Below are 24,384 nucleotides of genomic sequence, written 5' to 3'. Positions count from 1 at the left end.
TGCGAGAATTCGGCCGAAACTCGCACACAACTTCAGACTCGCGAACGATGCACCCAAGTCAGTTGAGTCGGGCTATCAGGGGCCGAAGGGCCCACCCGATACCGTGCCCGCGATCGGGAGCCCCTGACCGGTCAAAAGGACGGCAATCATCTGCATCCCGTGGTCCCGAAGGCGATACTGCCTCTGTACGCGATAGATCAGGGGGATCGACAGTGGATTCGCGCGTCGGTACGACGTTCGGCAAGTATTCGCTCACGCGCCTGCTCGGAAGGGGCGGGATGGGGGAGGTATATGAGGCTTTCGACGCGGACAAGAACCGGACCGTGGCCTTGAAGATCCTCGCCGACCAGTACTCCAGCGACGCCACGTTTCGTACCCGATTCCAGCGGGAATCGCATGCGGCCGCGGTGCTGCAGGAACCGCATGTCATCCCCATCCACGACTGGGGCGAGATCGACGGCAGCCTCTACATCGACATGCGGCTGGTGCAGGGTACGACGCTGTCGGATCTGATCGCCGACGGTCCGCTGGCCCCGGCGCGGGCGGTGGCCATCGCCACCCAGATCGCCGCAGCCCTGGACGCCGCGCACGCGGCTGGGTTGATCCACCGCGACATCAAGCCGCAGAACATCATCGTCACGCCGGCCGATTTCGCCTACCTGGTCGACTTCGGCATCGCCGAGAGCGCGGGCGACAGCCGGTTGACCACCGAGGGTTCCCGCATCGGCACCATCAATTACATGGCGCCCGAACGGTTCACCGGTCAGACGGTGACGCCGGCGGTCGATTCGTACTCGCTGGCGTGTGTGTTGTACGAGTCGTTGACCGGCCATCCCCCGTTCGTCGGCGACAATCTGGAAAGCGTGCTCGCCGCGCACATTTCCGCGCCGCCCCCGCGGCCCAGCACCACAAATCCGACCGTGCCCACGACTTTCGACGATGTGGTGGCGCGCGGCATGGCCAAGGACCCCGACGACCGATACGGGTCCGCAGGCGGATTGGGACGTGCAGCACAACGTGCGCTGCTGGCCGGATCGGCGCCGTCGACCCTGCCGCACCAGGCGCCGACGCTCGCCGCGCCAATGGTCAGTCCACCACCGCATCAACCGGCCGAGCCTGCACAGCCGCCGCGCGGGCGGGGCTGGGTGCTGCCGACCGTCATCGCAGTGGCGGCCGCGCTGATCCTCGGCGGCCTCGGTGTCGTGATCGGCATGCTCGCCGGTAACACCGAACAGCCCGCGGAGCCGCCTCCCGCCGCGTCCGAGAGGGACCCAGCGAAGCCAGGAGGCCCGGTGCCACCGTTGATCACCGGCCCCGACCAGAGCAGCCTGCACCAGTCGTGCGACGACGGATTCGCAGCGACCACGGCCAGCGGGTTCGCGAGTCGCGCCGGGCGCGGAACACCGGAAACCTCATGCCTTTTCACCAACAGCGTGCTGACGTCGTACTGGGCCGAATACGGCAATGCAAGCCCGCTACCGCGCGCGGTGTCGGCCCCAGGTGCTGTGGACTGTGGCAAGGTGCCCGGTGCGCTGTGCGACGGCTCCAACTTCCTGATGCACTGCCAGCAGTTACCGGGCGACAGCTGGATCACCTGCACCGGCGGCAAGAACGCCCGCGTCTACCTCTGGTGAGCCGGGCAGTCACCGGTGGGCAGTGCCCCCAGCCGTTGCTTCAGCCAGTTGGCCATCGTGGTGAGCGCGGCGGTGCCGTCCTCGAACTTCCCGGAGGCCGGCAGCGCGGCCAGTGCCACGGCCACCGTTCCGGTCGGGGTGGTCAGCACCCCGATCTGACGTACCAGGTAACCGCCCGTCGGTGAGGGGCCCCAGCCACCCTTGAACCGGCTGCCCCCGATGGTGCCGAGGCCCCATCGCTGATCCGGCTCGACCCGGCCCATCAGGTTGAACACCGGAGTGTTCGCCTTGTCGCACACCGCCACCGAGGTGAACCGTGCCTGGTCGACCAGCGGCCAGTCGGTCTGTCCCGACGCGCTGAACTCGGGCCGCACGCGTTGCGATTGGACGATCGTCGGGTCACCGGCCTGCCGCAGGACCGCCTCGACCTTGCTTGCGGCCTCGGCCGGGGTGCCCAAGCTGTCCCAGATCGATTCGGCTGCGGCATTGTCGGATTGGGTGATGGCCGCGGTCATCGCTTCGGTGATCTGTGGCGGCACCTGTGCGCGCAGCGCGGCGATGATCAACGGCACCTTGATCGTCGACCAGGCCGGGCCGCTCTGCCACTGTCCCAACAACATTGGCTCCTGACCGGGGTCGACGCCGCTGAGCGCGATCCCCGCCGTGGCGTGCAGCCCGGGCTCCAACTGGGCGAACTCGGCGGCCAGCGACGCGGTGGGAGCCGCGCTCCGCGTGCTCGGGCGGACGGTGCGATGCGTTCCGATGAGTACCCCCGCGACGAGCGCGAGCGCCGCGAAAACTGCGATGAGGGCCCACAGCCGGCCGCTGCGAATGGATGTCACGGTGCAGCGCTTTGAAGTTCGAAGGTGAACTCACGGCCGCAGATGCGGATCTGGTCTCCGTCGCCGACGGTGGCGCTGGGGCGGATGCGTTCCTGCCGTACTTGCACACCGTTGGCCGACTGCAGGTCGGTGATGACGAAACTGCTTCCGGTGTCGATGATCACGGCATGGTGGCGGCTGATCTCGGCATCGTCGAGCACAATGTCGTTGTCGGGTAACCGTCCGATCCGGGTGACGTTCGGCTTCAGCGGGTATCGGCGTCCGTCGGCATCGCGCAGCGCGGCGGCCGACGAACCACGGCCGGCGGCGGTGCGTCCGGCGCTGACGGTGCGCGCGGCGGTGGCCATGGCGACCTGCCGGATGTCGAGGCGCTCCTGACGCAGGATGCGCGCATGCAGTGCACTGAGGGTGGGCCCGGGGTCGATGCCGAGGTCTTCGGCCAGTACGGATTTCACGCGCCGGTAGGCGTCCAGCGCATCGGACTGGCGCTCCGCGAGATAGTAGGCGGTGATCAGTTGGGCCCATACGGGTTCGCGGTACGGATGCCTGGCGGCGAGATCTTCGAGATCGGCGATGACGGTCGCGGCCCGCCCGCAAGCGATCTCGGCCTCGGCGCGGCTGGTGTGCACCAAAGCGTGGTCCTCGGCCAGGGCCGCGGCGAAGGTGTCGGCGAATCGGAATCCGCGTAGATCCTCGAGGACGTCGCCGCGCCATTGCGCCAGCGCCGCAGACAGATGCGTGCCGGCCGCCTCGAAACGTCCAGCCGCGGCGGCGTTGATCCCGGCGGACTTCTCGGTGATGAACCGGTCCAGATCGCAACTCCCGGCAGGCACATTGAGCCGATACCCCGGAGCCGCTTTGACCAGTGCCGAATGCGTTTCCCCATCGGCGCTGCCGAGCAGCCGGCGCAGGTTGGACACGTGGGTGTGGATGGTGGCGCGGGCGGCGGGCACGGGCTCGCCGTCCCAGACGGCGTCGATCAGCGATTCGGTGCTGACCGCCCGATTGCGGTTGATGAGCAGGACAGCCAACACCGCGCGCTGTTTGGGCGTACCCAGCGCCGCAGGCGTTCCGTCGACGGTGACCTGCAGCGGACCCAACAGGCCGAACCCGAGACGAGATTCACTCATCACAAGCCTTCCCGGTGTTCGGCGCCGTCCGCATCCCATTGTGACGCCGCGCGGCGCGACCGCAAGGATCCGTTGAGAATCCCGCAAGGTGTCGGCGTCATCGTTCCGACATGACCACGATTTCGCACCTCCCCGCCCGGCGCGACGACCGGGCCGGATTGGATTCGCTGCTCGACGCGTTGGCCGGGGTCGCGGTCAGGGGAGAGGTTCCCGGGACCGAACTGCTGGCCCGGGCGGCCGGCGCACGGCATGAGTTGGCCACGCTGGCGGCCGGCCCGAATGACGGTGAGCCCTATTCCCGGACGATTCTGCGGGTCGACGACGACGTCGAGATCATGCTGGCCCGGTGGCGGCCTGGACAGCGCTGCGCTCCGCACGACCATGGCGGGGCAGCCGGTTTCGTCATCGTCCTGGAGGGGCGGTTCGAGGAGCGGCGGTTCGGTTGGGATGGTCCACGGTTGACCGTCACCAGCAGCTCCGAACATCTCAGCGGTGAGATCACAACCATCACCAGCGACGTCATCCACGACATGGCCGGCCTGGACGGTGGATTGACCCTGCATTTCTACAGTCCACCGGCGACCAGCATGCGGGTGTTCGATTTGGACCGGTCCGAGATGTTGGAGTTGGTCGGCAATTACGGTGCCTGGATCCCGAGAGGGCAGCACGCACGCATCCCGTTCGCCCGTGTGACACCGGAAAAGACTGCGGCGCCGGTCATCTGGGTTGCTCACACCACGCACTACCGGGGCGGATCGGATGAGTTTGCGGTGGCGGCCGCGACGATGTCGCGTGAACTGACCGCCGCCCGCCCCGACGCCGAGGTCATCGTGTCGGGCCTGCATCACAAGGCGGACTTCGTCGCCGAGCTCGCGCGACTGACCGAAGCAGGCCGCATGATCGACCAGTTGCACCTCATCAGCCATTCCGGAATGTATGGCCCGATGTTCGGATCGACCGCCTGGCCCGAGCAGTTCTCACCGCACGAATGGCGGTCGATGGCCATCCCTTTCACTGACAGCGGCCGCGCCTACTTCCACGCCTGCCGCACCGCACGCTGGTTCGCACCGTTCTTCGCCAACGTGTTCGGCGTACCTGCTTTCGGAAACCGCAATTACACGACGGTGTCGGCTCGCAAGGACCGGTTCTCCTGGGCGGGCCGCCACCCGGTATCCCGCGCTGACCTCTACCTGATCGATGCGCCCGGGAAGAAGTCGCACGGTCCCCTCGGCAGCGTCCGCAAGTACCTCGGTGCCGCAGCGCAGCCGCCGGTGCTCAGCATGCCCGACCCCGCCGGGACCAGCGGCTCCTACGATCCGGTGGCCGAGCTCTACGACCGCGCCTACGCCGACATCAGGGTGCGCAGCGCCGAATGGCGGTGGGTATCCGAACGGGCCGCCCGCGCCCGGGACAACCTCGACCGGGGGCTGCGGGTACTCGAAATCGGCTGCGGCACTGGCGCATTGTTGCGTGCATTGGACGACGACGGCGTACTCGACTTCGGCATCGGCGTGGACATTTCCTCGGCCATGCTCGCGCAGGCACGCCGCCGTGGCCGCCATCGCCCACGGCTGCGGTTTGCAGCGGTCGACGGTCCCGAGCTCGACATTCCCGATGACCACGTCGATGTGGTGATCTGCTTTCTGTCCTTCCGGTACCTGGACTGGGATCCGGTGATGGCCGAGATCCGCCGAGTGCTCGCACCCGGCGGACGGCTCTGGGTGGTCGACATGGTCGAGCACCCGATACGGGCACGCGAGCTCCCGGTGCTCGCCCGTTCGGCGTTCGAGCACGTGCGCACCCGCCGGGGGCGGCCACAGTTCGCCGCGGATCTGACCGCGTTGACCGCCCATCCCGCATGGCGGGAGATGCTGCGGCACAACCCGATCCGTGCCGAACACGAGTACCGCTGGTATTTCGCCAGCAGGTTCCCCGGGACGCGGCTACGACTGCTGAGCGCGACGCCGTCACAGCGCGTGGTGGCGTTCGACTCCGGACCGCTGGCCAAGGGGTTCACCACCCCACTGACCTACCCATGACCCCGGCGGCATGCCTCGGCATCGTCGACTGGGGCATCGGCGGGATCGGGGTAGTGCGTGAGCTGGACCGGCGCGTACCGGGCTTACCGGTTCTGTACTGGTCGGACGCCGGTGCCACGCCCTACGGCCGGATGCGCGGCGACGCCCTGGCAGCCCGGCTTTCCGCCGTCGTCTCCGAGCTCGCCCACCGAGGCGCCACCGAGGTGGTGCTGGCCTGCAATGCGGCCAGCACCGTCGCCCCGTCCTGGTGCTGGCGTGCACCCACTATCCGGCCGTGAGCGAATGGTTCGCCGACGCGCTGCCCGACACCGCGCTGATCGACCCGGCCCGGAGATTGGCTGATGCGATCGCCGCCCGACATCCCACGGCGCAGACCGGCCCAATCGCGGCAAGGGCCTATTTGACCAGCGGTGATACCGACGCCATGCGGCGCGGCGCCGCGACCGCCTGGGGCGTGGAACTCACCGCCGAACCGGCCGCCACCGCCGACGACCTCAGCACAAGATTCCATTGAGAAATCCGCAAGGCGGCCCCCGCATGCTCGATGCCATGAGCACACACCGGCGTCACCTCATCCCCGTCCTCACCGCGGCGGCGGCCATCGTCGCCTTTCCCGCAACCGCGAACGCCTGCCCGGCGCCACCCAAGTTCGTCACCCCGTCGGGCAACATCTGGTGTCTGGTCCCGAACGGCTTCGACGGCAGCAACGGCGTCGTCTGCGAGATCCGGGACCACACCTACACCCCGCCGGCCAAGCCGGCGGACTGCCATCTGGACTGGGGCGACCGCGTCAGCCTGAAACCGGGTAGCGCGCCCGAGGTGCACTGCCACGGCGACACGATCTTCGACCCCGGGATGCCCACTTTGGCATACGGCCAGACGCGTTCGGCCGGCCCGATGAAGTGCGAGTCGCAGCCCGCAGGCGTCAGCTGCACCGACACCGGCAGCGGACACTTCTTCCGGATGTCGCGCGATTCGCTCGAACTCGGCTAGCGCTCACGTGACGGTCGTTTGCGACCGGATCCACCGAACACCCCGTCGGGGAGATCCCGGGCCCGCAGCTGTGGACTGCGGGCCAACTCGGTCGTCGCCTTCACCCGGGAGGCAACCGACTGCGGCGACCGCCCGTCGAGCACCATATGCTCCGGGACCTCGAATATCGAGATCGAGAGATCGCTCGGTGCGAAGGTTGCGAGCGCCCCGATGGGGACGCGAATCGCAGTCTCCCAGCTCGATTCACGCACGACCCGATGCCCGCGGAAGTCATCGGCCGAATCCGCCGGGTCGGCAATGCCGATGCTGAGCCCGGGGTCGATCAGCGGCTGCAGCGCGATCACCTGATCACCGGCGCGCACCTCGAGAAACGTCGAGCCGCGCACCTCGGCCTCATCCGGAGCGGGGGCCTCGACAACGGCACTGTCCAGCACGGTGATTCGGCCGCGGCGCACCTGCAGACGAAGGCGGACACTGCGGGTCTGGTCGCCCGCTTCGGGTTCCGGTGCCACCTGGGGACCCCATTTCTTCTTCGCGGTGGTGCCGCGGCCGTACAGCGCCTGCGACGCTGTCACTGAGGGCTTGCTACGTCCAGTCTGCTCCCGGCGCAGCGCCGACAGAGTGCCGCCGTCCTTGGACTCACCACGGGCGAACCCGTCGGTGGTGGTGCCCAACTGCCGTCGCCGGCGCAGGTTCTTCGACGGCCGTTCAGTCGAATCAGTCATCTTCGTCTCCATCACCAGTTTCTGCCGTACCGGTAGTTGTGCACCCATTTGTTGTAGATGCAGTTCAGCCTCAGCGGCTGGACGCCGCGGAAAGTGCCCAGCCAGTCACGGTTGTGCACCAGCACGCGGTCTGGACCGCGCAAGATGATCGGGCCGGGCAGTATCCGGCGCCCTTCGCCCACCGGCGGACGGAACCGCTCATAAGTGGGTACCCGGTTGAAGACGTTCGACGCGCCCAAGTGCCACTCGCCGATCCAGTCCTCGCGGAAGTCTGCCGACAGGTTGGCGCCGCTGGAGATCATCCGCCCGGCGTAGGTGTGCGACCAGTCGACCATGTTCCAGGCGAACAACCCGACCTTCCCGCTGCCGGTGAGGTCGGCGGCCAGGAACTGGTCACCCTGACGCATCCCGCCCCAGCCGGGGACGTCGCCGTCGAACATTCGACTACGGGTGAAATCGCTTCCAGTGGAACGGAACATCGCCAGGTACGGGTTCGCCCAGTCGGTACCGTTGAAGAGGTACAGGTCGTCCTTCCCGTCGCCGTTGAAGTCGCCGACGATGAATCGGTCGTGCTCGGCGAAACCACCCCAGCCTGGAATATCGTTCTCCCACAACCGGATGCAGCTGAACGCTCCACGCCTCATCCGGAACAGGCCCAGGTACTTGCTGCTCCAGTCCTTCGCGTTCCAGATCAGCAGGTCGTCGTGGTTGGTGCCCCCGAAATCGCCGACGAAGATCTGGTCGTGGCGGGCCAGCCCGCCCCACCCGGGGATGTCGCCGTCGTAGCGGCGGCTCTGGGTGAATCCGGTGCCGGTCGACATCAACGTCGCCACATAAGGCGTCGACCAGTCGTCGAAGTTGTAGATCAGCAGGTCGACCTTTCCGTCGCCGTTGAAGTCACCGGCGATCAGCCGATCGTTTCGCGCGAACCCGCCCCACCCGGGGATGTCCCCGTCGTAGCGGGCCAGCACGCGCATTGTGCCGTCGGTGTTCACCTTGATCAGCGCCAGATACGGGAAAACCCAGTCGGTGGAGTTGAATACGACCAGCTCGTCGCGGCCGTCGCCGTCGAAATCCGCCGCGAGGTAGGTATCGCCGGGGCGGATGGCCCAGATGCCGGGGACCGCTGCGGCGGTGGTCTTCTTGTGTTCCCACCGGTTGCCGTCGGCTCGGTACACGGTCAACGCACGATTCTCCGGGACGATGAATTCCGAACCGACAGCGGAGGTGAACCGTCCCGGCACCGGCTTGCGGAAGTCGTGGTCGGCGGCGAGGCGATAGCTCTTCTTGAGTTCCGTGTAGCAGACCGGGCAGAAATCCGGGACGTTGCTGTTCATGCGGCAGTCGATCACCGGACGGTAGATCCCGGTCTCGAACGTGTGGCCGCCCTCGAACAATCCGGCGTCGGAGGCATCGTCCCACCCGGCGGGCTTGGTGCCGACGGTCCAACCGGCGGCCGCTCCCACACCGGTGGGTACCGGCGTCGAGGGATTGACGAAGTTGTTCCATTTGAGTTTGGACCGCTTCGTTTCGAGCGTGACGTTCACCCTGCCCGGATCGGAATCGGTCAAGGCTCCTTTGCCGTTGGCGCTGTACTCGTCAGCCAGATTGCCGAAGCCGTGCCCGAATTCGTGGGCGATGGTTGACCACCCCTCCTTCAGCGTGACCTTGAGGGTGGTGCCGGTGCGCAATCCGCCCGGTTTCTTCGAGTTGACGATGATCAGGGTGAAATCGGCGCCCGGGGCCCACTTGTTGATCGCGTTGCTGATCCGGGTACTGGTACCGGTTCCGTCCTCGAACCAGTTATGCCACCACGCGCCGTTGGCGATGATGTTCAGCGCGGTGTCGAAGATGCTGTCCGTGGACGTGTCATCGGAGATGTCGGTCGGTGTCCCCGCATCGTTCCACGTGCGCTCGCTCGCACCCGAGTGCTTCGATTCGAGGTTGACCCGCCGGATGTTCCACGCGGCAGCATCCTCGTTGTAATAGCTGGCCGCCCCGAAGACCTGCTTCATCACGACGTCACGCACGTAGTTGTTGTAGATAGTCTGGTCGGCGCCCGCCGCGAAACCGTCGCCGAGAATCGCCAGCGTCTTCTTGAAACTGAACAACCCTGTCCCCACGTCCTGCAGGACGGTCACGCTGTCTGGCATCTCGGCCCCCACTCATCCGGTGAAGTTCCAACGATGCTCCGTGGTGGGCGGAAGTAAACGCGTAGTGCGCTACTCGACTATTGGCCAGCTCAACCGCGACTTGCCGAATCGCCTCCGGAAAGCCGCGGCTTCCCGCTAGCGTGACAGAGATCGGCGTCTATGTAACGGGGGGAAGAATGACGCGAGTAGGAGTGTGGGTTGGAGCCGGGGTGTTCACGGCGGGATTGTCGGCTGCTGTGCTCGCCGGGGCGGGCACAGCTCATGCCGACGATGACGGCGGGTCGAAACAGGGTACGAAGCCATCGGCGAGCCAGACCAACTCTGCCAAGCAGACCCACCAGCGGCACGTGAAGAAGCGCGCGAAACCTGAGGTTTCAAAAGCTACCGCCGGTGACGCCAACCCCAAGGCTGCCACCGGCCAACGCGCCGAGGCGGTTCGGGCGAAGGCCCGCAACGTGATTCGGGATTCGGTCCGCGATGTTCGGAAGGCAGTGCGCGACGTGGGCGATTCCACCGGCGACGCCATCGACGATGCCGGTCGCGGTGTCACCGAGCAGCCACCACGCGCGGCCGAGGTTCGGGTCCGGCCGCCGATCAGCATCCGGCCGGCGCCGGCGGAGCCAAGGGAAAGCGTGAGCGCCCCGACGTGGCGGCTGAAGTCGGCAACTGAGCTGCGCGACAAGCAGATTGGTGCGGTGCAGAGCACCACCTCGACGGCAGCGACTCCAGCGCGGCCAGATCCCGTCGAGGCGATCCACGACGTGATCCGCAGCCTCGGCGCACTGACCCTCAACCCTGAGCCGCAGAACTATCCCAAGCCGCTGTCGGTGATCAGCGGCGCGATCTTCGACACCCTGGCCACTTTGGAGCGGGCCGTCGGCGGCGACCCGGTGGTACCGCCCGCACTGCGGGACTCGGTCGAGGTGAGCACGTCCACGCTGGTCATCTCCGAAGGGCACGAAGTCGAATCCAACTGGTATTTCCCGACTTCCGCGAATGGTGAGCCACCAACCCGGCTGATCTACCTGCAGCACGGCTTCCTGGCGAACGGGCCGCTCTACAGCTACACCGCGTCATATCTGGCCCAGACGACCAACAGCGTCGTCGTCACCACCACGTTCACGTCGAACCCGTTCGAGGCCGACGGAATGTGGCTCGGCGGCGACAACCTGCACGAGGCGGTCGCCCAGCTGTTCCTCGATCCTGACCGCACCGCCCTCAACGCCAGCATGGACACGGCCGAGTTGAAGGCCGGCCGAGCCGAGAATCTCGATGTGCCGATGCAGTTCGTCCTCGTCGGGCACTCGTTGGGCGGCGGGTTCGCCCCCGGGGTGGCCGGGTACTACGCCGAGGGTTTGACCCGCCGGCGCGATCAGGGTCTGGATGCGCCCAACGATCTTGCCGGAGTGGTGATCTACGACGCCGTGCCGATGGGCTCGATCATCCCCGATGCCATGGACCGGCTGGACAAGCTGGAAATGAACGGCACCGCCGATCCGAGCGACGACGACCCGAACGACTACATCCCGATCTACGAGATCGGTGCCCCGCTCAACTTCCTCAACGTGTTCAGCGACGTCAACGACCAGCTGACAGAAGCTCGACCGGGGCAGTTCACCGGCGTCGTGCTCGAAGGCGGCGTGCACATGGACCCGATGCAGGGCGGTAATCCGCTGATCCAGGTCGCCGCCTACGCCATCGCCGGATTCCCGCAGCCGCAGAACCCGTTGGCTGTCCGCGATTTGTCCGCCGGATGGATCAACGACATGTTTGACGACAAGATCGATCCCACGACCGGGACCTGCCAAGCCGACTGTGCGGGCCAGTACGGCGACGGGGACGACTCGTTCACGATCACCACCCCAGAGGGTGACGCGGTAGCGGTGCTGATCGGCACGCAGAAGGCCACCGACCTCACGTCCTTGCACGCCATCAGCGTCACCGATTTCATCTCTGCGATCCCGGCCGGTGTGCTCAACGGACTGGAAACCACCTGTGATCTGTTCACCGGGGGCAAATGCTCGGTGTAGCGCTGCGCAACGGACGTAGTGTTCAAGCATGACCGAGGAACTACCCGCGACCGCTCTGGAACTCCGGTCGCTGGTGACATCTGACGGCACGCTTGAGTTATCACTGCACGACGTGGCCGTGCCAAAGCCGAACGCCGACGAAGTTGTGGTCCGGGTCGAAGCGTCGCCGATCAACCCGTCGGACCTGGGCCTGCTGATTCCCAGTGCCGCCGACATGTCGGCGGCGACGGTCACAGGTACTCCGGACCGTCCCGTGGTCACCGCGCCGCTGCGAGAAGGGGCGCTGGCCGGTCTGTCGGTACGCGTCGGCGACTCGCTCCCGGTCGGCAACGAAGGCGCGGGCACCGTGGTGGCGGCCGGGGAATCGGCGCAGGCGCAAGCACTGCTGGGCAAGACGGTGGGGGTCGCCGGCGGCGCCATGTACGCGCAGTACCGCGTGGTCAACGCCGCGGCGTGTCTGGTCCTGCCCGACGGCGCCACAGCCAAGGACGGGGCATCGTCTTTCGTCAACCCCCTCACCGCGCTGGGCATGCTGGAAACCATGCGCCGCGAAGGACATTCGGCGCTGGTGCACACGGCTGCGGCGTCGAATCTGGGCCAGATGCTCGTCAAGGCCTGCCTCGCCGACGGGGTGCCGCTGGTCAACATCGTCCGCAAGGCCGAGCAGGAGGAAATCCTGCGCGGCCTTGGCGCGGAGCATGTGTGCAACTCGGCGTCAACGTCATTCGAGGCTGATCTCGTCGAGGCCCTCAAGGCGACGTCGGCAACGCTGGCGTTCGACGCCACCGGTGGCGGCACCTTGGCGAGTCAGATCCTCAACGGCATGGAGCAGGCCGCCAACGCGACCGCCACCCAGTACTCCCGATACGGGTCCGCTGTCCACAAGCAGGTGTACATCTACGGCAGTCTCGACACCGGCCCCACCGTCCTGACCCGCAACTTCGGGATGGCCTGGGGCGTCGGCGGTTGGCTGCTCACCCCGTTTCTCGCCGGCGCCGGCCCGGAGACCATTGCCCAGCTGCGCGCCCGCGTCGCCGCGGAACTCACCACGACGTTCGCCAGCACTTACACACAAGAGGTCTCACTGGCTGACATGCTCAAGCCCGACGTGTTTCACAACTACCTCAAGAAGGCCACCGGCGAGAAATATTTGGTAACCCCTCAAGCCTGAGTGCTCAACTGCTCGTCGAGCCAGTCGAACATGACCTGGTTCGTACGCGATGCGGCACCCATATGGCAGTGTTCGCCGGCGCCGTCAGCTTCGTAGAGCGTCACCAGCGTGGTCTTGGAGTTGACCATCGCCTCGGCGGCCCGTGCGGGCTCGCCCTTGAAGAACTGGTCGTTCTCGGCGTCGAGCACCAGCGCCGGGGTGGTGATCTGGTCGGCCACGTCGGCGATCGTGTACGCCCTGAAGGCGCGCGCCAGGTCGGCAGGTGAGTCGATTCCCAAGGTCCACAGTCCGTTTCGCACGGCCCAGCGGGTCTGGGTATTCACCGCCATCAGTAGCCCGAGCACCGCATTGGCGGCTTCGTCGTTGCCTTCGTCGATCCAGGCGGCGAGGAACGGCGGCATCATGTTGGCCAATGCCGCGTGGAAGTCGTGGACGCCGTCGTTGAGGATCACTGCGGCGAGCCGCTTCTCGAAGGCGGCCGCGCGGGCGACCAGATAGCCGCCCAGGCTGTAGCCGAAGACGGCGATTGCCTCGGGCGCGATCTCGGGGCGGGTGAGGGCGAAATCCACCACCGGGGTCAGTACCGCCTCCCAGTCGGGCCGGAAGGTCAGGCCCTGTTCGCGTAGTGCCGCGCCTTGGCCGGGTCCGTCGAACGCCAGCACGTTGTACCCGCGCACCAGGGCCCCGGCGGCGAGCGCGACGTAGGACTCTTCGAGCGTGGAGTCGTATCCACCGTTGAAGATGACGGTGGGTCGGGGGAGCCCGGAGTCGTCGACGAGATAGAGGTACCCGGGCAGTGTGGTGTCCTGGTACGGGACGGCGATACGTTCAAAACCGAAGTCGAACAACGCCATTGCCTCCAGGAACGTCTCGCGTGAGCGGTTGAACAGTTCCTTGGCCTCGGGATCATCGGCAGGTTTTTCGCGAAGGTAGAACTCGGCGGTGCGGTAGTAGTTCGACGCCCGCAGCAGTGCCTCGCGCGCGCTGACCGTGCGACCGGCGGCCAGCGATTGGCGGCCGAGCGCCTCGACCCGTTGCGCGGTGGCCTTCCATTCGCGGTGCCAGGCCGATTCATCCCCTTCGGGGATGGCCCGTGCGGTGACCAGGATCTCGCCCAGATCGGCGCCGCCGGCATTGGCGTAACCGGCCGCGCGGAGCGTTTCGAACGAGAACGACTCGTCGTCGAACAGGAATTTCATGGCTTCTCCTTAACGAAACGGAACTGCATCGTCTCGATTACGATAGAACCGATTCAAACGGAACGCAACCGTTCCGTCTCGTACAATCGGCCCGTGGCCACAGCAACGCGCCGGACCTCGGGCGGTCCCGTCCTCCTCGACGACGTAACCGCCGCGATCGAGTCGGCGTTCTTCGAGGAGCTGGCCGCCGTCGGCTACGGACGGCTGTCGGTCGACGCCGTGGCGAAACGCGCCGGCGTCGGCAAGGCTGCCATCTACCGCCGCTGGAAGTCGAAGCAGGACTTGGCCGTCGACCTTGTGACGAAGGTGGCTGTCGCAGCGATCGATGTCCCCGACACCGGGACATTACGGGCGGATATCCGGGCCTACTTGCAGAACGGGCGCGGGGCGCTCACGCATCGGCTGGCCCGCACCATCATCCCGGACCTGCTCGCCGAGGCCGCCCGCGATCCTGATTACGCCGCGACGATCGCCGACCAGATCCGAGAACCCCGCCGGCACAAGGCTGCTCAGCTGTTTGAGCGGGCCCGGCAGCGCGGCGAGATCGCCGACGACGCCGATATCGACGTCGCGCTCGACATGATCGGGGGAGCGCTCTATTGGCGCCAGTCGGTCATGCAGATGAACGCCGACGACGACTACCTGGATCGGCTCACCGAGGCCATCCTGCTGCTGGTGGCTGCCGACGCGCAGCGTTGAAATTGCGGACAGGTCGCCGTCTCACCGGTCCGTGATGTCGGCATACTCCGGATGCTTGTCGATGTACTCGGCCACCATCCAGCACGTGGGGACTATTCGCAGCCCTGCGGCGCGGGTCGAACGCAAGGCTTCGGCGATGAGGATCGTCGCCAGCCCGCGGCCACGGTACCGCGGCTCAACCTCGGTGTGCGGAAAGACTCGGCGGCCGTCACGGTCGTGGTAATCGGCGAGCCCGACCGTCCGGCCGTCGACGTCGATCGTGAACCGGTCGGGGTGTTCTGCAACGCTGGTCGCAGCACCGGTGCGGTCGAGTTGGGTCCCGGAACTCATACGCCCTCCATTCGCCATTACGCCCACGATAGCCGCGGACGGTGTGGGACTTGGGATCCCGACGTTTGCTGACGAGGCGTTGTCGTCTTTGTTACGTTCGGAAAATGAATCCAGAGCTGATGAAACGCGCAGGCGCGCTAGCTGCAGCTTTCGCCCTCACCGGGGCGGCGGCCGTTGCGTGCTCGCAGGAAGCAAAAGACAACACCAAGGACGCTATGTCCAGTGCCACGAGCGCCGCGTCGTCGGCCGTCGATGCCGGCACGAGCAAGGCAAAGGAAGGGGCCACCTCCGCCTCGAGTGCGGTCTCGTCCGCCATGGAAGGTGCACCCAGCACGGTGAACGCTCCAGGTGTCGGGGAGGTGGTACTCGACGCGCCCATTGCCGAGGAGTACTCCGATGCCGGCGGTGAGGCCAGGCTGGGCCCACCGACAGCACAACCGGAGAAGGTCGGTGACGGCACGGTGCAGGCTTTCGCCAACGGCACCATCTTCTCGTCGCCGTCGACCGGTGCGCACGTGGTGCAGGGCGAGATCCTGCGGGTCTACACCGCCAACGGCGGTCCGGCGGGCAAGCTGGGCTTCCCCACCGAAGACGAGGATGAGACGGCCGGTGGTCCGGATGTTGCCAACGGTGGTTGGGTCACCGAATTCCAGCACGGCACCATCAGCTGGCTGAACAAGGGTGACGGCACGTTCGCGGAGACCATCACGCCGAAGTAGCGCTGGCGCGGTTACCAGACGCGGACGTAGTCCACGAGCATGTCGGCCGGGTAGGTACCGCCGCTGGGGTCTTCTCCACCGGAGCCTGCGACCGCCAGGTTCAAGACCACGAACATCGTGTAACCGGGCTGGCTGAACGGCCAATCAGGAAGCTGGCTCGCCGAGACCTCGAAGTAGGGCTTCGCACCTTCGGTGTAGTCCTGCCAGAACCGGGCACCGGTGGCGTCCCACTGGGTGCGCCACGTGTGCCAGCCGGTGTCGACGGCGATGTTGTGGGTCTCCCATTCGCCGCCGTTCGACTTGGCGTGCACGGTGGTGGCCGACGGCCATTTGCCGTTGCCGTACCACTCGACGATGTCGAGCTCGCCCTCGCCGAGGGTGCCCAGCCAGAAGGCCGGCCAGGCGCCTGGCGTCAGGCAGTTGAACTTGATCCGGGCTTCCCAGGTGTGCCCGGCACCGCCCTCCCACACGCTCGCCAGCTTGGCGCCGTAGTAGGCGTCGCCTTCCTTCGTGGCCCGGATGACAAGATTCCCCTTGCCGTCGAGGAAAGCGTTCTTACGGTCATCGCGGTACTGGCCGATGCGGCCGGGCTGCTCCCAGTAAGTGGGGTCCTTGATGGTCTCGCGGGCCTTCGCGATGGTCCACTTCGACCCGTTCGGTGCTGAGCCGGCGGCCCCGTCGAATTCGTCCGCGAACACGTAGTTCATCGTGGCCTGCGGCGCCGACGGCGCGGGAACAGGCGGTGTCTGGGGCTTGGTCGGGAGGGCCTGGGCTTGTGGGGCGGGTATTGCCGCCGCCATCACGCCCAGACCTGACAACATCATCATTTTTCGGCGATCCAAGTTGGCCATGTTGGACCACCTTAGCCGTGCAGCGTGCGCGAGTAGGGATTGAGCGGCTTTGCCGGCACTGCGGACGGTTCAGAGGGTTCCCATAGCGAACGCTTCAACTCTCCTCAGCTAGCGACGGGACAGTGGGTTACGTGACCACGCCGATCGAATCCTTGCGCCGCTCCGTCGGGCGGCCCGGTGCGCTGACTGCTGCGCTGGTAGTCGTCGGGGCGTTCGTCGCCACCCTGCTCGGCGTAGCCATCAACGGGCAGTGGGCGGCGGTGCTGGCCTCGCTCGCCGGCTTTGCCACCGCCATCACCGTGGTCGCGGCTGTGGCGATCAGCTGGGAAGGTGTAGTTGGCAACGCCCGTAGCGTCGGCTTGGTCGAATCCCGGGACTAGCCGGCATCGCAGCAAAGTCGCGTCCTCTCAGCAGTGGCGATCCAGGCCACGCATATGTCAATCGCACTGTGCCCAAGGCATGTTCGTGTGCGATGCTCTGCGCGTCAATTTTTTTGGGACCGCGTCGGGGCGACTTCAGGGGGTACGAACGTGAGACTTGTCATGGGCATTGTTCCGGCGATGGTTCTGGCCGGAACGGCTGTCGGTTTGGCGGGCCCGGCCGCCGCCGAAGACCTCAACGGCAGCTATCGCTATGACCACGACGGCCCCTCGACGTGGAGCACCTGGACCATTACGTCGTGCGGCTCGGGATGCGCTGATGTGGCGGCCACCGGCGGCGCGACGTGGGCACCGTATGGCGGTCAGGCGCACCTGGACAACGGGGATTGGACGATGGTGAGCCCGTGGACCGACGCCGGCACCTGTGAGGGCACCCCTCTCACCGCCTCACGCACACTCTCTTGGGACGCCGAAACACTGACCGGCACCGGATTCGCCACCTGGGAAGCGAGCGATTGCGGTCCTTCTGAGCGCAGCGACCGGTTCGCGTTCACCCTGACCAGGCTGCCCTAGCCAGAGATTCGCCGGCATTTCTGAGCGCGCAACGGTCCTGGACCTCTGACCTACGATGCGCAAGTGGGAGCAGGATCCTGGCCGGTGCACATCCCTGTGGCGACCGTCGGACGGCCGGCGACCGCACGCGCAGGTGTTCCCCGCCCAGGAGTGACCCGCGGCCTACAGGACCGCACCGGGCTGGTCGTGGTGGCCGCGCCCGCGGGTTACGGGAAGACCACCGTGGTCGAGCAGTGGGACGACGCCGATCAACGGGCGTTTGCGTGGGCGCGGCTCGACAATCTCGACAACGACCCCGCGCACCTGCTGCTGCACCTGGCCACGGCACTGAACCAGGCCAAGCCCGTCGATCCCGCGGTATTGCACTACCTACAGGGCGCGGGCCGCGCCGAAGGCCAGCTGGTGTCGGCCTTCGTCAAGGCGCTCGAAAGCTGCGGACCCGTCGTTCTGGTGCTGGACGACGTTCACGAGTTGTCGGCGAGCGCAGCCGTCGACACCCTGCGCGCAGTGGTGGACCTGGCCCCGAATTCGACGACGCTGGCGCTGGTCGGCCGACAGGTACCCGCGGTCGATCTGGCGAGACGCCGACTGCAGGGCTATGTCTTCGAGATCGGAATTCCGGAACTGAAGCTGTCCGGGTCCGAAGGTGCGGCTGCTTTCGCGGCCCTTGGTGCCGGCATGGACAAGGCCACGATCGCACGGGTTCTCGACAACTGTGAAGGCTGGGCGGCCGGTGTGGTGATGGCGGCGTTGGCGCTGCGCGGTGGCGCACCTGCTGAGGCAGTCACCGGTCGGCACCGGCTGGTGGCCGACTATCTGGTTGAGGAGGTGCTCAGTCAGCTCGAATCCGATACCGTCACTTTTTTGACGGAATCAGCGATCCTGGACCGTTTCTGCGCCGACGAACTCGACGTGCTGTTGGAACGTACCGATTCGGCCGCGATGCTCGACGCAATCACCCACTCGGGCAACATGTTTCTGGTTTCCCTTGATGACCGAGGCATCTGGTTCCGCTATCACCAGCTCTTCGGTGACCTGTTACGCGCGCGGTTGCGTGAGAATGATCCGGAGAGGTTCCGAACGCTGGCAGCCAGGGCGTCAGATCGGCTGGCTCAAGCGGGTGACGTCGACGGCGCGCTCAACCAGGCGCTGGCCGCCGACGACCGCGCCCAGGCCGCCGCGCTGGTGGGAATCGACGCCGTGCGGCTGGGCTTCGACGGCCGCGTCGGCGTTCTGGCCCGGCGGCTCAGCCTGATCGATGAGCAGACCTTCACCGACTATCCCGACGCCTCGATCGCGAGGGCCTGGCTGGGCGTGATGTCCGGTGACGCCGAGTTGATTCAGCGGTCGTTGTTGACCGCCGCTGCAGCCGATTCGGGTGTACCGCTCGCCGACAGCACACCCTCGGTCGAGGTGGCCGCGGCCCTGATCGGCTCGCTGGTCGGTGTCGGCGGGGTAGGGGAGGTCATTCGCCATGCTGAAACGGTCTGTGGCGCAGGCGATCACCTGGTCAACCCATGGTGGGGCGCGGCGACGACGATGAAAGGCGCCGCGTTGGCCATGCTCGGCGAAGCCGAGCGGGCGCGGGCCACCCTGGAATCGGCTCTTCCGGTGATCGAGGACCTCCCGGGGTTTCAGGCCGCCGCGCTGGCGCATCTCGCCGCTCTGGATCTCGGCGACGACGATCTGCCGGCTGCTGTCGAACACGCGGCGGCCGCGCGCTCGATCGTCGACTCACGGGACCTGTCCGACATGGTGCCGATGGTGGTGGTCTACGCCGTCGACGCGCTGGTCCGGGCCCGGCACGGTGACGTGGCCGGGGCGCGCTCGGCCGTCCGCGCCACAGAGCGGCTTGTCGACCGGCTGGGCGATCTGTCTGCCCGCACCGCGCTGATGGCCCATGTGCTGATGGCCGGCACCGCTGTGGAGATCGACGACACCGAGCTGTGTGACCGACACCTGGATGCGGCGCAACGGGCCTATCGGCGCGAACCCGAGGCCATCGGCATCGGGCAAGGGCTGGAACATATTCGGGCGCTCTCGGTAGCCCGGGCGACCCGTGGCGCTCGGCCGTCGCTGACGACGGCCGAGCTCAGGCTGCTACCTCATCTGGCCACGCATCTGTCGCTGCAGCGCATTGCCGATGAGCTCGTCATCGGCCGGGAAACGGTGAAGAGCCAGGCCAAGTCCATCTACCGCAAGCTCGCCGTCTCCTCCCGCGCCGCGGCGGTGGCCGAGGCCGACCGGCTCGGCCTGCTCAGCGAGACCGCGCGAGCTGCCGCGAGAACGGCAACAGCATCAGGAACTCAACGATCAACACCACGGTGATCATCACGACCACCTTCGGATCGTCGAAGTTCTGGCCGGCGACCACGAATGCCGCTGCGGCGTTGCGCTGAGCGGTTCCCAGTGCCAGTACCTCCCGTACCCCGGGGCCGCCCATGAGCCAACCGATCCCGGCACAGATCACCGTGTACACGATGGCCGCCAGGATGCCGAACGTGCCGAAAACTGACAGCACGCTGGTGAAATGGGCGGCGATGGTGAACGCGATCACGAGAATCATGCTGACGGTGGAGACCTTCGCGATGACGGGTTGGAGGCGGGCGGCCGCGCCGGGACCGCGGGCCCGCAGCAGCAGGCCCGCAGCCAGCGGGATGAGCATCAGCACCACGAGGGACATCGCGATCTGGGCGGGGTTGACCGCGGTGCCCGAGACGAAGATCGGCAGGATCAGCGGCACGTATCCCACGGTGACGACCATCAACAGCACCATCAGGCCCACCGCGAAGGCCATGTCGGCCTTCGCGAACTCGGCGAGCTTGATCAGGAACGGTGCGCCGGCCGCGAGCCCACACAACAGCAGTCCGATCCCGAGCGGGTCGTCCAGATCGAACATCCGCCACAGTCCGAACGCGGCCAGTGGTGCCAGCACGAAGTTGGCCGCGAGCGCCAATGCAACCACGCGAATGTTCTTGAGCGGGGCCAGAATCTGACCGACGGTCAAGCCCAGACCGACGGCCAGGGTGCTGGAGACGACGAAGAAGACGACGGCGATATTCGACCCCTGCAAGAGGAGATCGTTGATATCGGCCCCCATCAAGCCATCGTTACCAGGTTGCGCCAGAAGGATTTCAGGCTGTCACTGGCGCCGAAGAGGGTCGTGAAGTGGGTGGAGTCGACCAGCACGATGTCACCGGCGCGGTCACCGGACGGCGGCATGTGGATGAGTGCGTTGAATTCGGTGTTGCCGGCCAACGTGAACGGATGCGGCCGGGTCTGGTCGATCAACTGCCGCCCCAGGACTCTGAGGTGCGGCCCCTCGGGCGCGGTCAGCTCATAGTGCGGCAGGTGCGGATGCAGGGCCAGCGTCGTCACGTCCTTCAACAGGCCGGTCGAGTCCAGATCGTGGAATCGGGTAAGCGGCACAATCTGTCTGGTGCCCTCGACCGTGGCAGGACGCAGGCCCCAGGTGTTGTGCACCGGGATGTTCAGTCCGGTCAGCAGCGACCGGGCGTAGCCGCTGAAGCGCTGGATCCGTGGTGTCAGCGGATCTCCGTGGTGCAGGTACTCCATCTGCTGCTGGTCCTTGTCGTCGGTGAACCCGACATCGTGATGCGGTGCCAGCATCAGGCAGGTGCCCTCGCGCTTCAACCACTGCTGGATCGCGGCGATCTCTTCTTCCGTGGCGGCCTCGTCGCCGAGCAGGTGGTCCAGGCCGAAGATCATCAAGGTGTCCGTGTCGTCCAGGATGCGTTCGTCGATCGGCAGTCGGTACCCGGCCTGGTCGACCCGCTGGAACACCGCCACCGGATGTCCGGTGGCCTCGCCGGCGACGTCCTGGAATGACAAGGAAGAGCGGTGGAACAGTTCCAGCGTTCCGTCGATGCCCTGCAGGAACTCTTTGGGGCTGTACTCGGGCGTTTCGTAGGCCGGCCAGGTGGCCAGGCGTACCTCGGTGACCGTGGAGAACCGGTTGTACATCAGTGCCGGGTCGCGCTGGACCTCCCACGGGTAGCTCCACGACCAGTAGATGCTGACGCGTCGCTTGCCGTTGCGCGGCCGGACGATGTGGGCCTGGTTGTAGGTGCGGGCGTATGCAAGGGGTGTGGTCATGGTGTCACCTTGTTTCTTGGCGTCCCGAGGTCTGTGAGGTAGCGCAGCGCATTCAGGCCGGGCAGGAAGAAGTACGCGCCTCCGCGCAGCGTCGTGAATGCGGGTAACCCCTTGTGCACCTTACGGATCGGCCGCTTCGGAATCTTGAAGTCCAGCGTGCCGTCCTGGGTGCCGCAGATGGGGTCGTGTTCGTTGCCCAGATCTTTGAACGAGGTGTCGTTGATCCAGACGTTCTGAGCGAACTCGAACTGACGCACCAGGCTGGCGCAGATCAGGAACATCCCGACACCGCGTTCGACCCCGTCGTCGGCGACGCCTTCGGGCAGCGCCGGCCCGTAGGTACCGCTGCGCCGGAGCATCCTGCGCCGATTGGGATTCGGTTCGGTATCGCGTGGGTTGAGCCTGCGGGCGTGGGAGCCGAGCGGGCAGGCATAGCCGTGCGGATCCATCTTTCCGTAATCGAAATCGTTGTTACGCATCGGATCCGCACCGAGTTCTGGGTCATCGTGCTCGGGTGCCAGCACCAACGGTGCACCGCTGCGCCAGCGGCCCATGAACTTCGCGGCCAGTAGCTCCTCACCCTCGGCGCCCTCAGCATTCTGTTTCAGGTAGTCGCGGAAGGTCCCGACGTGCTCCTCCAGCCTGCGATAGGCGAGGTAGCTCCCGTTGCGCGAAAGCACCTCGGGTGTGGGCTGATTCGCCACCAACCCCTCCTCGTCCGGATAGCCCAGCAGGAACTCTCCCGGTGCCAGTACCCCGCCGGCGCCGGGTATCAGCTCCTCGCCAGAACCCTTCATCTGCGGCTGAGATACCGGATCGCGGTACCCGAAGTGGTCGTGGTCGTACTCGAACGGAGCCGTGGCGGCCAGATCCAGATGCGACAGTGACCGCACACCGGGGCAGCGGGCCAGCAGGGCGTCGTGCTCGCCGACGCACCGCACGCGCTCCTCCTCGTCGCGGGCGAACAGGATGACGATCGCGTGCAGATCGTCCTCCGCGAGCCCGTGCCGCCAGTGTTCGGGCGCGGCGGCACCGGTATCCCCGAGGATGTCGGCCCGCGACGCCATGCCTTCCTGAAACTCGCCCGGGAAACTCGCCAGCGAATCCTCGTCAACTCCCAATGCGCGCAACCCATTCCAGGTGAAGGCAAGGTTGACCCAACGCTTGAAGACATTGACCGTCTCGCGGACGTCGGTGGCCGACTGCACGAGCGGCACCATCTCGGCCAGCCAGGCGCGCCCCGCTTCGGGAGTGTCGAAGGACAGGAACTCGTACCGACCGGTCAAGTGGGGCGTCCCGGTCAGCATGATGTGCTGGATGTCGTCGAATTCGAGTGCTGTCATTGCATCTGATCCAGCATGTCGGAGAACGCGGCCTTGAGCCGCAAGGCCTTCTTGATCTCCTCGGACGTGACGTACGGATACTCGCCGTACTCCAGGAAGCTGGGCACCTGGTGGTCGCGGACGAACATGATGAACGCCTCCGGGTTGGTCTTCCAGTCCTCCGGGAAGCCCTCCAGGTGGGTGAACGCCGTCGTGATGCCGGTCGAGCTGAACAGTTTGACGGCGTCCTCGGTGTACTTGTCGAAGTCGGTGTCGAAGATGCCCTGGTACTGAAAATGCAGACCGGAGCCGACGTCGAACAGCTGCCAGCGCAGGTAGTGCAGCTTCAGCGGAGCCAGCACGTCGGGTTGCGCGGCGACGGCCGCCTCGAGCTGCTTGCCGTAGTCGCGGATCGCCTGCTCGTGGCCGTCGAGCACTTTGGCGATGATGTTGAAGCCGTAGCAGGCCGGGGTGCGGGGATAGACCGGGCCGTACCGCCCCCGGGTCAGTTCGAAGTAGCCCTCCTTGGGGAGGGCGAGAGCTGCGGGCTCGGTCCAATCGTTGTTTCCGTTGTGCGCCATAGCAACGAGATTATGAGCGCGGCGACCGCACGTCGTCCCCCATTTCGGGGGAAACGCCTCAGCCGGACATCAGCCCGGCGGCGGCGGATCGAGCATGGCGACGTGATCGCCCTGCCATTGGTAGCGAACACTTGTGACGGCGGCGGGTGGGCAGGCGTTGCAGGCACCCGGGGTCTTGTAGTCGAGGACGACGGTGTCGTCGGCGGTCCGAGCGGTGTTCAGCGAGGTGAACCCGTAGGCCTTCGATGTCGCCGTGCCGAGGTAGTCGCCGTGGTGGAACATCAGGGCGGTCACGGGGGAGCTGCCGGTTGCTCCCTCGACGGTCACCAGTGCGGTCGAGAGCGTGGCGCACGGATTGAAATTGCCCTCGACCATGCGCGGGTCGGCCGACCACCGCCAGTTCGTCCCCGGGTAAGGCGCGAGATGTTGTGCTGCGGCTGCAATTTGGGGAGCGGACGGGTTGATTCCGCACTTGCCCGGTACGGCGGCAGCCGGCGGCGCGATCGCCAGCCCGGCGCACAGCACCGAGCCTGCCAATGCGACTGGCAATCTGTCGGTCCACACAACCATCAGAAGTCCGGAGTGCTCACGTCTTCGAGTTGCTGTTCCGGACCGGTCGGCGTGACGGGTGTAGTCGGGCCTGACCGGATCTCTGCGGACCCGCATTCGGTGCCGGTGACCCCCGGCGGGCACAGGCTGTTTCCGCTAGGTGAGTTCGGTACCAGGTAAGGAACACAACTTCCGGTGTAGGTGTCGTTGTCCTCGCCGTTCGCGCAGGCGGCCAGAACGGCCGACGGTGCGGGCGGGGCGGCGATCGCAGTGGCCGCTGCCATGACCGTGATCGCGGAGCAGGCGGTGATGATCAGGTGTCGGGTGGGGATCAGGGCTGTCATGTCG

General features: G+C 66.5%; 25 protein-coding genes. 12 read left to right on the top strand and 13 right to left on the bottom strand.

Features of this window, described 5'->3' with window-relative positions; translation table 11 throughout:
• Nucleotides 1–212: 212 nt before the first annotated feature.
• The gene (locus HBE63_RS19130; protein ID WP_166906153.1) at nt 213–1,634 is read left to right on the top strand and encodes a serine/threonine-protein kinase; all 1,422 of its coding nucleotides are present in this window, start codon (nt 213–215) and stop codon (nt 1,632–1,634) included.
• On the opposite strand, the gene HBE63_RS19125 is transcribed toward HBE63_RS19130, so the two are convergent.
• Nucleotides 1,622–2,476, bottom strand: a complete 855-nt coding sequence (locus HBE63_RS19125; RefSeq protein WP_166906152.1) for a serine hydrolase — start codon at nt 2,474–2,476, stop codon at nt 1,622–1,624. The genes HBE63_RS19130 and HBE63_RS19125 overlap by 13 nt on opposite strands.
• On the bottom strand, nt 2,473–3,606 hold the full coding sequence (locus tag HBE63_RS19120; protein ID WP_166906151.1) for a BTAD domain-containing putative transcriptional regulator: 1,134 nt from the start codon (nt 3,604–3,606) through the stop codon (nt 2,473–2,475). Before HBE63_RS19120 ends, HBE63_RS19125 begins: the two co-directional genes overlap by 4 nt.
• Nucleotides 3,607–3,716: 110 nt before the next feature.
• Here HBE63_RS19120 and HBE63_RS19115 point away from each other — a divergent pair, with 110 nt between their 5' ends.
• From HBE63_RS19115 to HBE63_RS19100, 4 genes are read left to right on the top strand one after another with little or no spacing between them, the layout of a single operon-like run.
• Nucleotides 3,717–5,645 (top strand): methyltransferase domain-containing protein, encoded by a 1,929-nt coding sequence (locus HBE63_RS19115; RefSeq protein WP_166906150.1) that lies wholly within the window; start codon nt 3,717–3,719, stop codon nt 5,643–5,645.
• Nucleotides 5,642–5,923 carry a hypothetical protein gene (locus HBE63_RS19110; RefSeq protein ID WP_166906149.1) on the top strand — a complete coding sequence of 94 codons (282 nt, stop codon included), beginning with the start codon at nt 5,642–5,644 and terminating at the stop codon, nt 5,921–5,923. The genes HBE63_RS19115 and HBE63_RS19110 overlap by 4 nt, the downstream gene beginning before the upstream one ends.
• Nucleotides 5,920–6,159 (top strand): hypothetical protein, encoded by a 240-nt coding sequence (locus HBE63_RS19105; RefSeq protein WP_166906148.1) that lies wholly within the window; start codon nt 5,920–5,922, stop codon nt 6,157–6,159. The genes HBE63_RS19110 and HBE63_RS19105 overlap by 4 nt, the downstream gene beginning before the upstream one ends.
• A gap of 35 nt (nt 6,160–6,194) precedes the next feature.
• Complete coding sequence (locus HBE63_RS19100; RefSeq protein ID WP_166906147.1) at nt 6,195–6,638, top strand: DUF6636 domain-containing protein; 444 nt, start codon at nt 6,195–6,197, stop codon at nt 6,636–6,638.
• Here the strand turns inward: HBE63_RS19100 and HBE63_RS19095 are convergent.
• The gene (locus HBE63_RS19095; protein ID WP_166906146.1) at nt 6,635–7,363 is read right to left on the bottom strand and encodes a hypothetical protein; all 729 of its coding nucleotides are present in this window, start codon (nt 7,361–7,363) and stop codon (nt 6,635–6,637) included. The genes HBE63_RS19100 and HBE63_RS19095 overlap by 4 nt on opposite strands.
• 11 nt (nt 7,364–7,374) lie before the next feature.
• A complete protein-coding gene (locus tag HBE63_RS19090) occupies nt 7,375–9,516 on the bottom strand; it encodes a M64 family metallopeptidase (RefSeq protein ID WP_166906145.1) in 2,142 nt (713 codons plus the stop codon).
• 176 nt (nt 9,517–9,692) lie between these two features.
• Between HBE63_RS19090 and HBE63_RS19085 the strand changes: the two genes are divergently transcribed.
• Complete coding sequence (locus tag HBE63_RS19085) at nt 9,693–11,546, top strand: hypothetical protein (RefSeq protein ID WP_166906144.1); 1,854 nt, start codon at nt 9,693–9,695, stop codon at nt 11,544–11,546.
• A gap of 28 nt (nt 11,547–11,574) precedes the next feature.
• Nucleotides 11,575–12,717, top strand: coding sequence for a zinc-binding dehydrogenase (locus tag HBE63_RS19080; protein ID WP_166906143.1), 1,143 nt, complete (start codon nt 11,575–11,577; stop codon nt 12,715–12,717).
• Here HBE63_RS19080 and HBE63_RS19075 read toward each other — a convergent pair.
• Nucleotides 12,708–13,916, bottom strand: a complete 1,209-nt coding sequence (locus tag HBE63_RS19075; protein ID WP_166906142.1) for a S9 family peptidase — start codon at nt 13,914–13,916, stop codon at nt 12,708–12,710. The two genes, HBE63_RS19080 and HBE63_RS19075, sit on opposite strands and share 10 nt — an antisense overlap.
• A gap of 93 nt (nt 13,917–14,009) precedes the next feature.
• On the opposite strand from HBE63_RS19075, the gene HBE63_RS19070 reads away from it, so the two are divergent.
• On the top strand, nt 14,010–14,615 hold the full coding sequence (locus HBE63_RS19070) for a TetR/AcrR family transcriptional regulator (protein WP_166906141.1): 606 nt from the start codon (nt 14,010–14,012) through the stop codon (nt 14,613–14,615).
• Nucleotides 14,616–14,636: 21 nt separating this feature from the next.
• Here HBE63_RS19070 and HBE63_RS19065 read toward each other — a convergent pair whose 3' ends face one another.
• A complete protein-coding gene (locus HBE63_RS19065) occupies nt 14,637–14,945 on the bottom strand; it encodes a GNAT family N-acetyltransferase (protein WP_166906140.1) in 309 nt (102 codons plus the stop codon).
• 104 nt (nt 14,946–15,049) lie between these two features.
• Between HBE63_RS19065 and HBE63_RS19060 the strand changes: the two genes are divergently transcribed.
• On the top strand, nt 15,050–15,664 hold the full coding sequence (locus HBE63_RS19060; protein WP_166906139.1) for an LGFP repeat-containing protein: 615 nt from the start codon (nt 15,050–15,052) through the stop codon (nt 15,662–15,664).
• An 11-nt stretch (nt 15,665–15,675) separates the two neighbouring features.
• Here HBE63_RS19060 and HBE63_RS19055 read toward each other — a convergent pair whose 3' ends face one another.
• The gene (locus HBE63_RS19055) at nt 15,676–16,515 is read right to left on the bottom strand and encodes a family 16 glycosylhydrolase (RefSeq protein ID WP_166906138.1); all 840 of its coding nucleotides are present in this window, start codon (nt 16,513–16,515) and stop codon (nt 15,676–15,678) included.
• A gap of 131 nt (nt 16,516–16,646) precedes the next feature.
• On the opposite strand from HBE63_RS19055, the gene HBE63_RS19050 reads away from it, so the two are divergent.
• From HBE63_RS19050 to HBE63_RS19040, 3 genes are all read left to right on the top strand, one after another.
• On the top strand, nt 16,647–16,895 hold the full coding sequence (locus HBE63_RS19050; RefSeq protein WP_243858156.1) for a hypothetical protein: 249 nt from the start codon (nt 16,647–16,649) through the stop codon (nt 16,893–16,895).
• A 162-nt stretch (nt 16,896–17,057) separates the two neighbouring features.
• On the top strand, nt 17,058–17,468 hold the full coding sequence (locus tag HBE63_RS19045; RefSeq protein ID WP_166906137.1) for a hypothetical protein: 411 nt from the start codon (nt 17,058–17,060) through the stop codon (nt 17,466–17,468).
• 63 nt (nt 17,469–17,531) lie between these two features.
• On the top strand, nt 17,532–19,796 hold the full coding sequence (locus tag HBE63_RS19040; RefSeq protein ID WP_166906136.1) for an AAA family ATPase: 2,265 nt from the start codon (nt 17,532–17,534) through the stop codon (nt 19,794–19,796).
• Here HBE63_RS19040 and HBE63_RS19035 read toward each other — a convergent pair.
• The 6 genes from HBE63_RS19035 to HBE63_RS19010 form a co-directional block, all read right to left on the bottom strand.
• The gene (locus HBE63_RS19035; protein ID WP_166906135.1) at nt 19,726–20,568 is read right to left on the bottom strand and encodes a bile acid:sodium symporter family protein; all 843 of its coding nucleotides are present in this window, start codon (nt 20,566–20,568) and stop codon (nt 19,726–19,728) included. The two genes, HBE63_RS19040 and HBE63_RS19035, sit on opposite strands and share 71 nt — an antisense overlap.
• Complete coding sequence (locus HBE63_RS19030; protein WP_166906134.1) at nt 20,568–21,584, bottom strand: hypothetical protein; 1,017 nt, start codon at nt 21,582–21,584, stop codon at nt 20,568–20,570. Before HBE63_RS19030 ends, HBE63_RS19035 begins: the two co-directional genes overlap by 1 nt.
• Entirely contained in the window at nt 21,581–22,927 is a 1,347-nt protein-coding gene (locus HBE63_RS19025; protein ID WP_166906133.1) for a peroxidase, read from the bottom strand. Before HBE63_RS19025 ends, HBE63_RS19030 begins: the two co-directional genes overlap by 4 nt.
• Nucleotides 22,924–23,487 (bottom strand): hypothetical protein, encoded by a 564-nt coding sequence (locus tag HBE63_RS19020; protein ID WP_166906132.1) that lies wholly within the window; start codon nt 23,485–23,487, stop codon nt 22,924–22,926. Before HBE63_RS19020 ends, HBE63_RS19025 begins: the two co-directional genes overlap by 4 nt.
• A 69-nt stretch (nt 23,488–23,556) precedes the next feature.
• Complete coding sequence (locus tag HBE63_RS19015; protein ID WP_243858154.1) at nt 23,557–24,036, bottom strand: LppP/LprE family lipoprotein; 480 nt, start codon at nt 24,034–24,036, stop codon at nt 23,557–23,559.
• A gap of 20 nt (nt 24,037–24,056) precedes the next feature.
• Nucleotides 24,057–24,380: a hypothetical protein gene (locus HBE63_RS19010; protein ID WP_166906130.1), complete on the bottom strand. Its 324-nt coding sequence runs from the start codon at nt 24,378–24,380 to the stop codon at nt 24,057–24,059.
• Between the last annotated feature and the right edge of the window lie 4 nt (nt 24,381–24,384).

The sequence above is a fragment of the Mycobacterium sp. DL440 genome, assembly GCF_011745145.1.
In the GTDB taxonomy this organism is placed as follows: Bacteria; Actinomycetota; Actinomycetes; order Mycobacteriales; family Mycobacteriaceae; genus Mycobacterium.
Note: the sequence above shows the minus strand (reverse complement) of the source record. Positions and strands in the feature narration are given on the sequence as shown.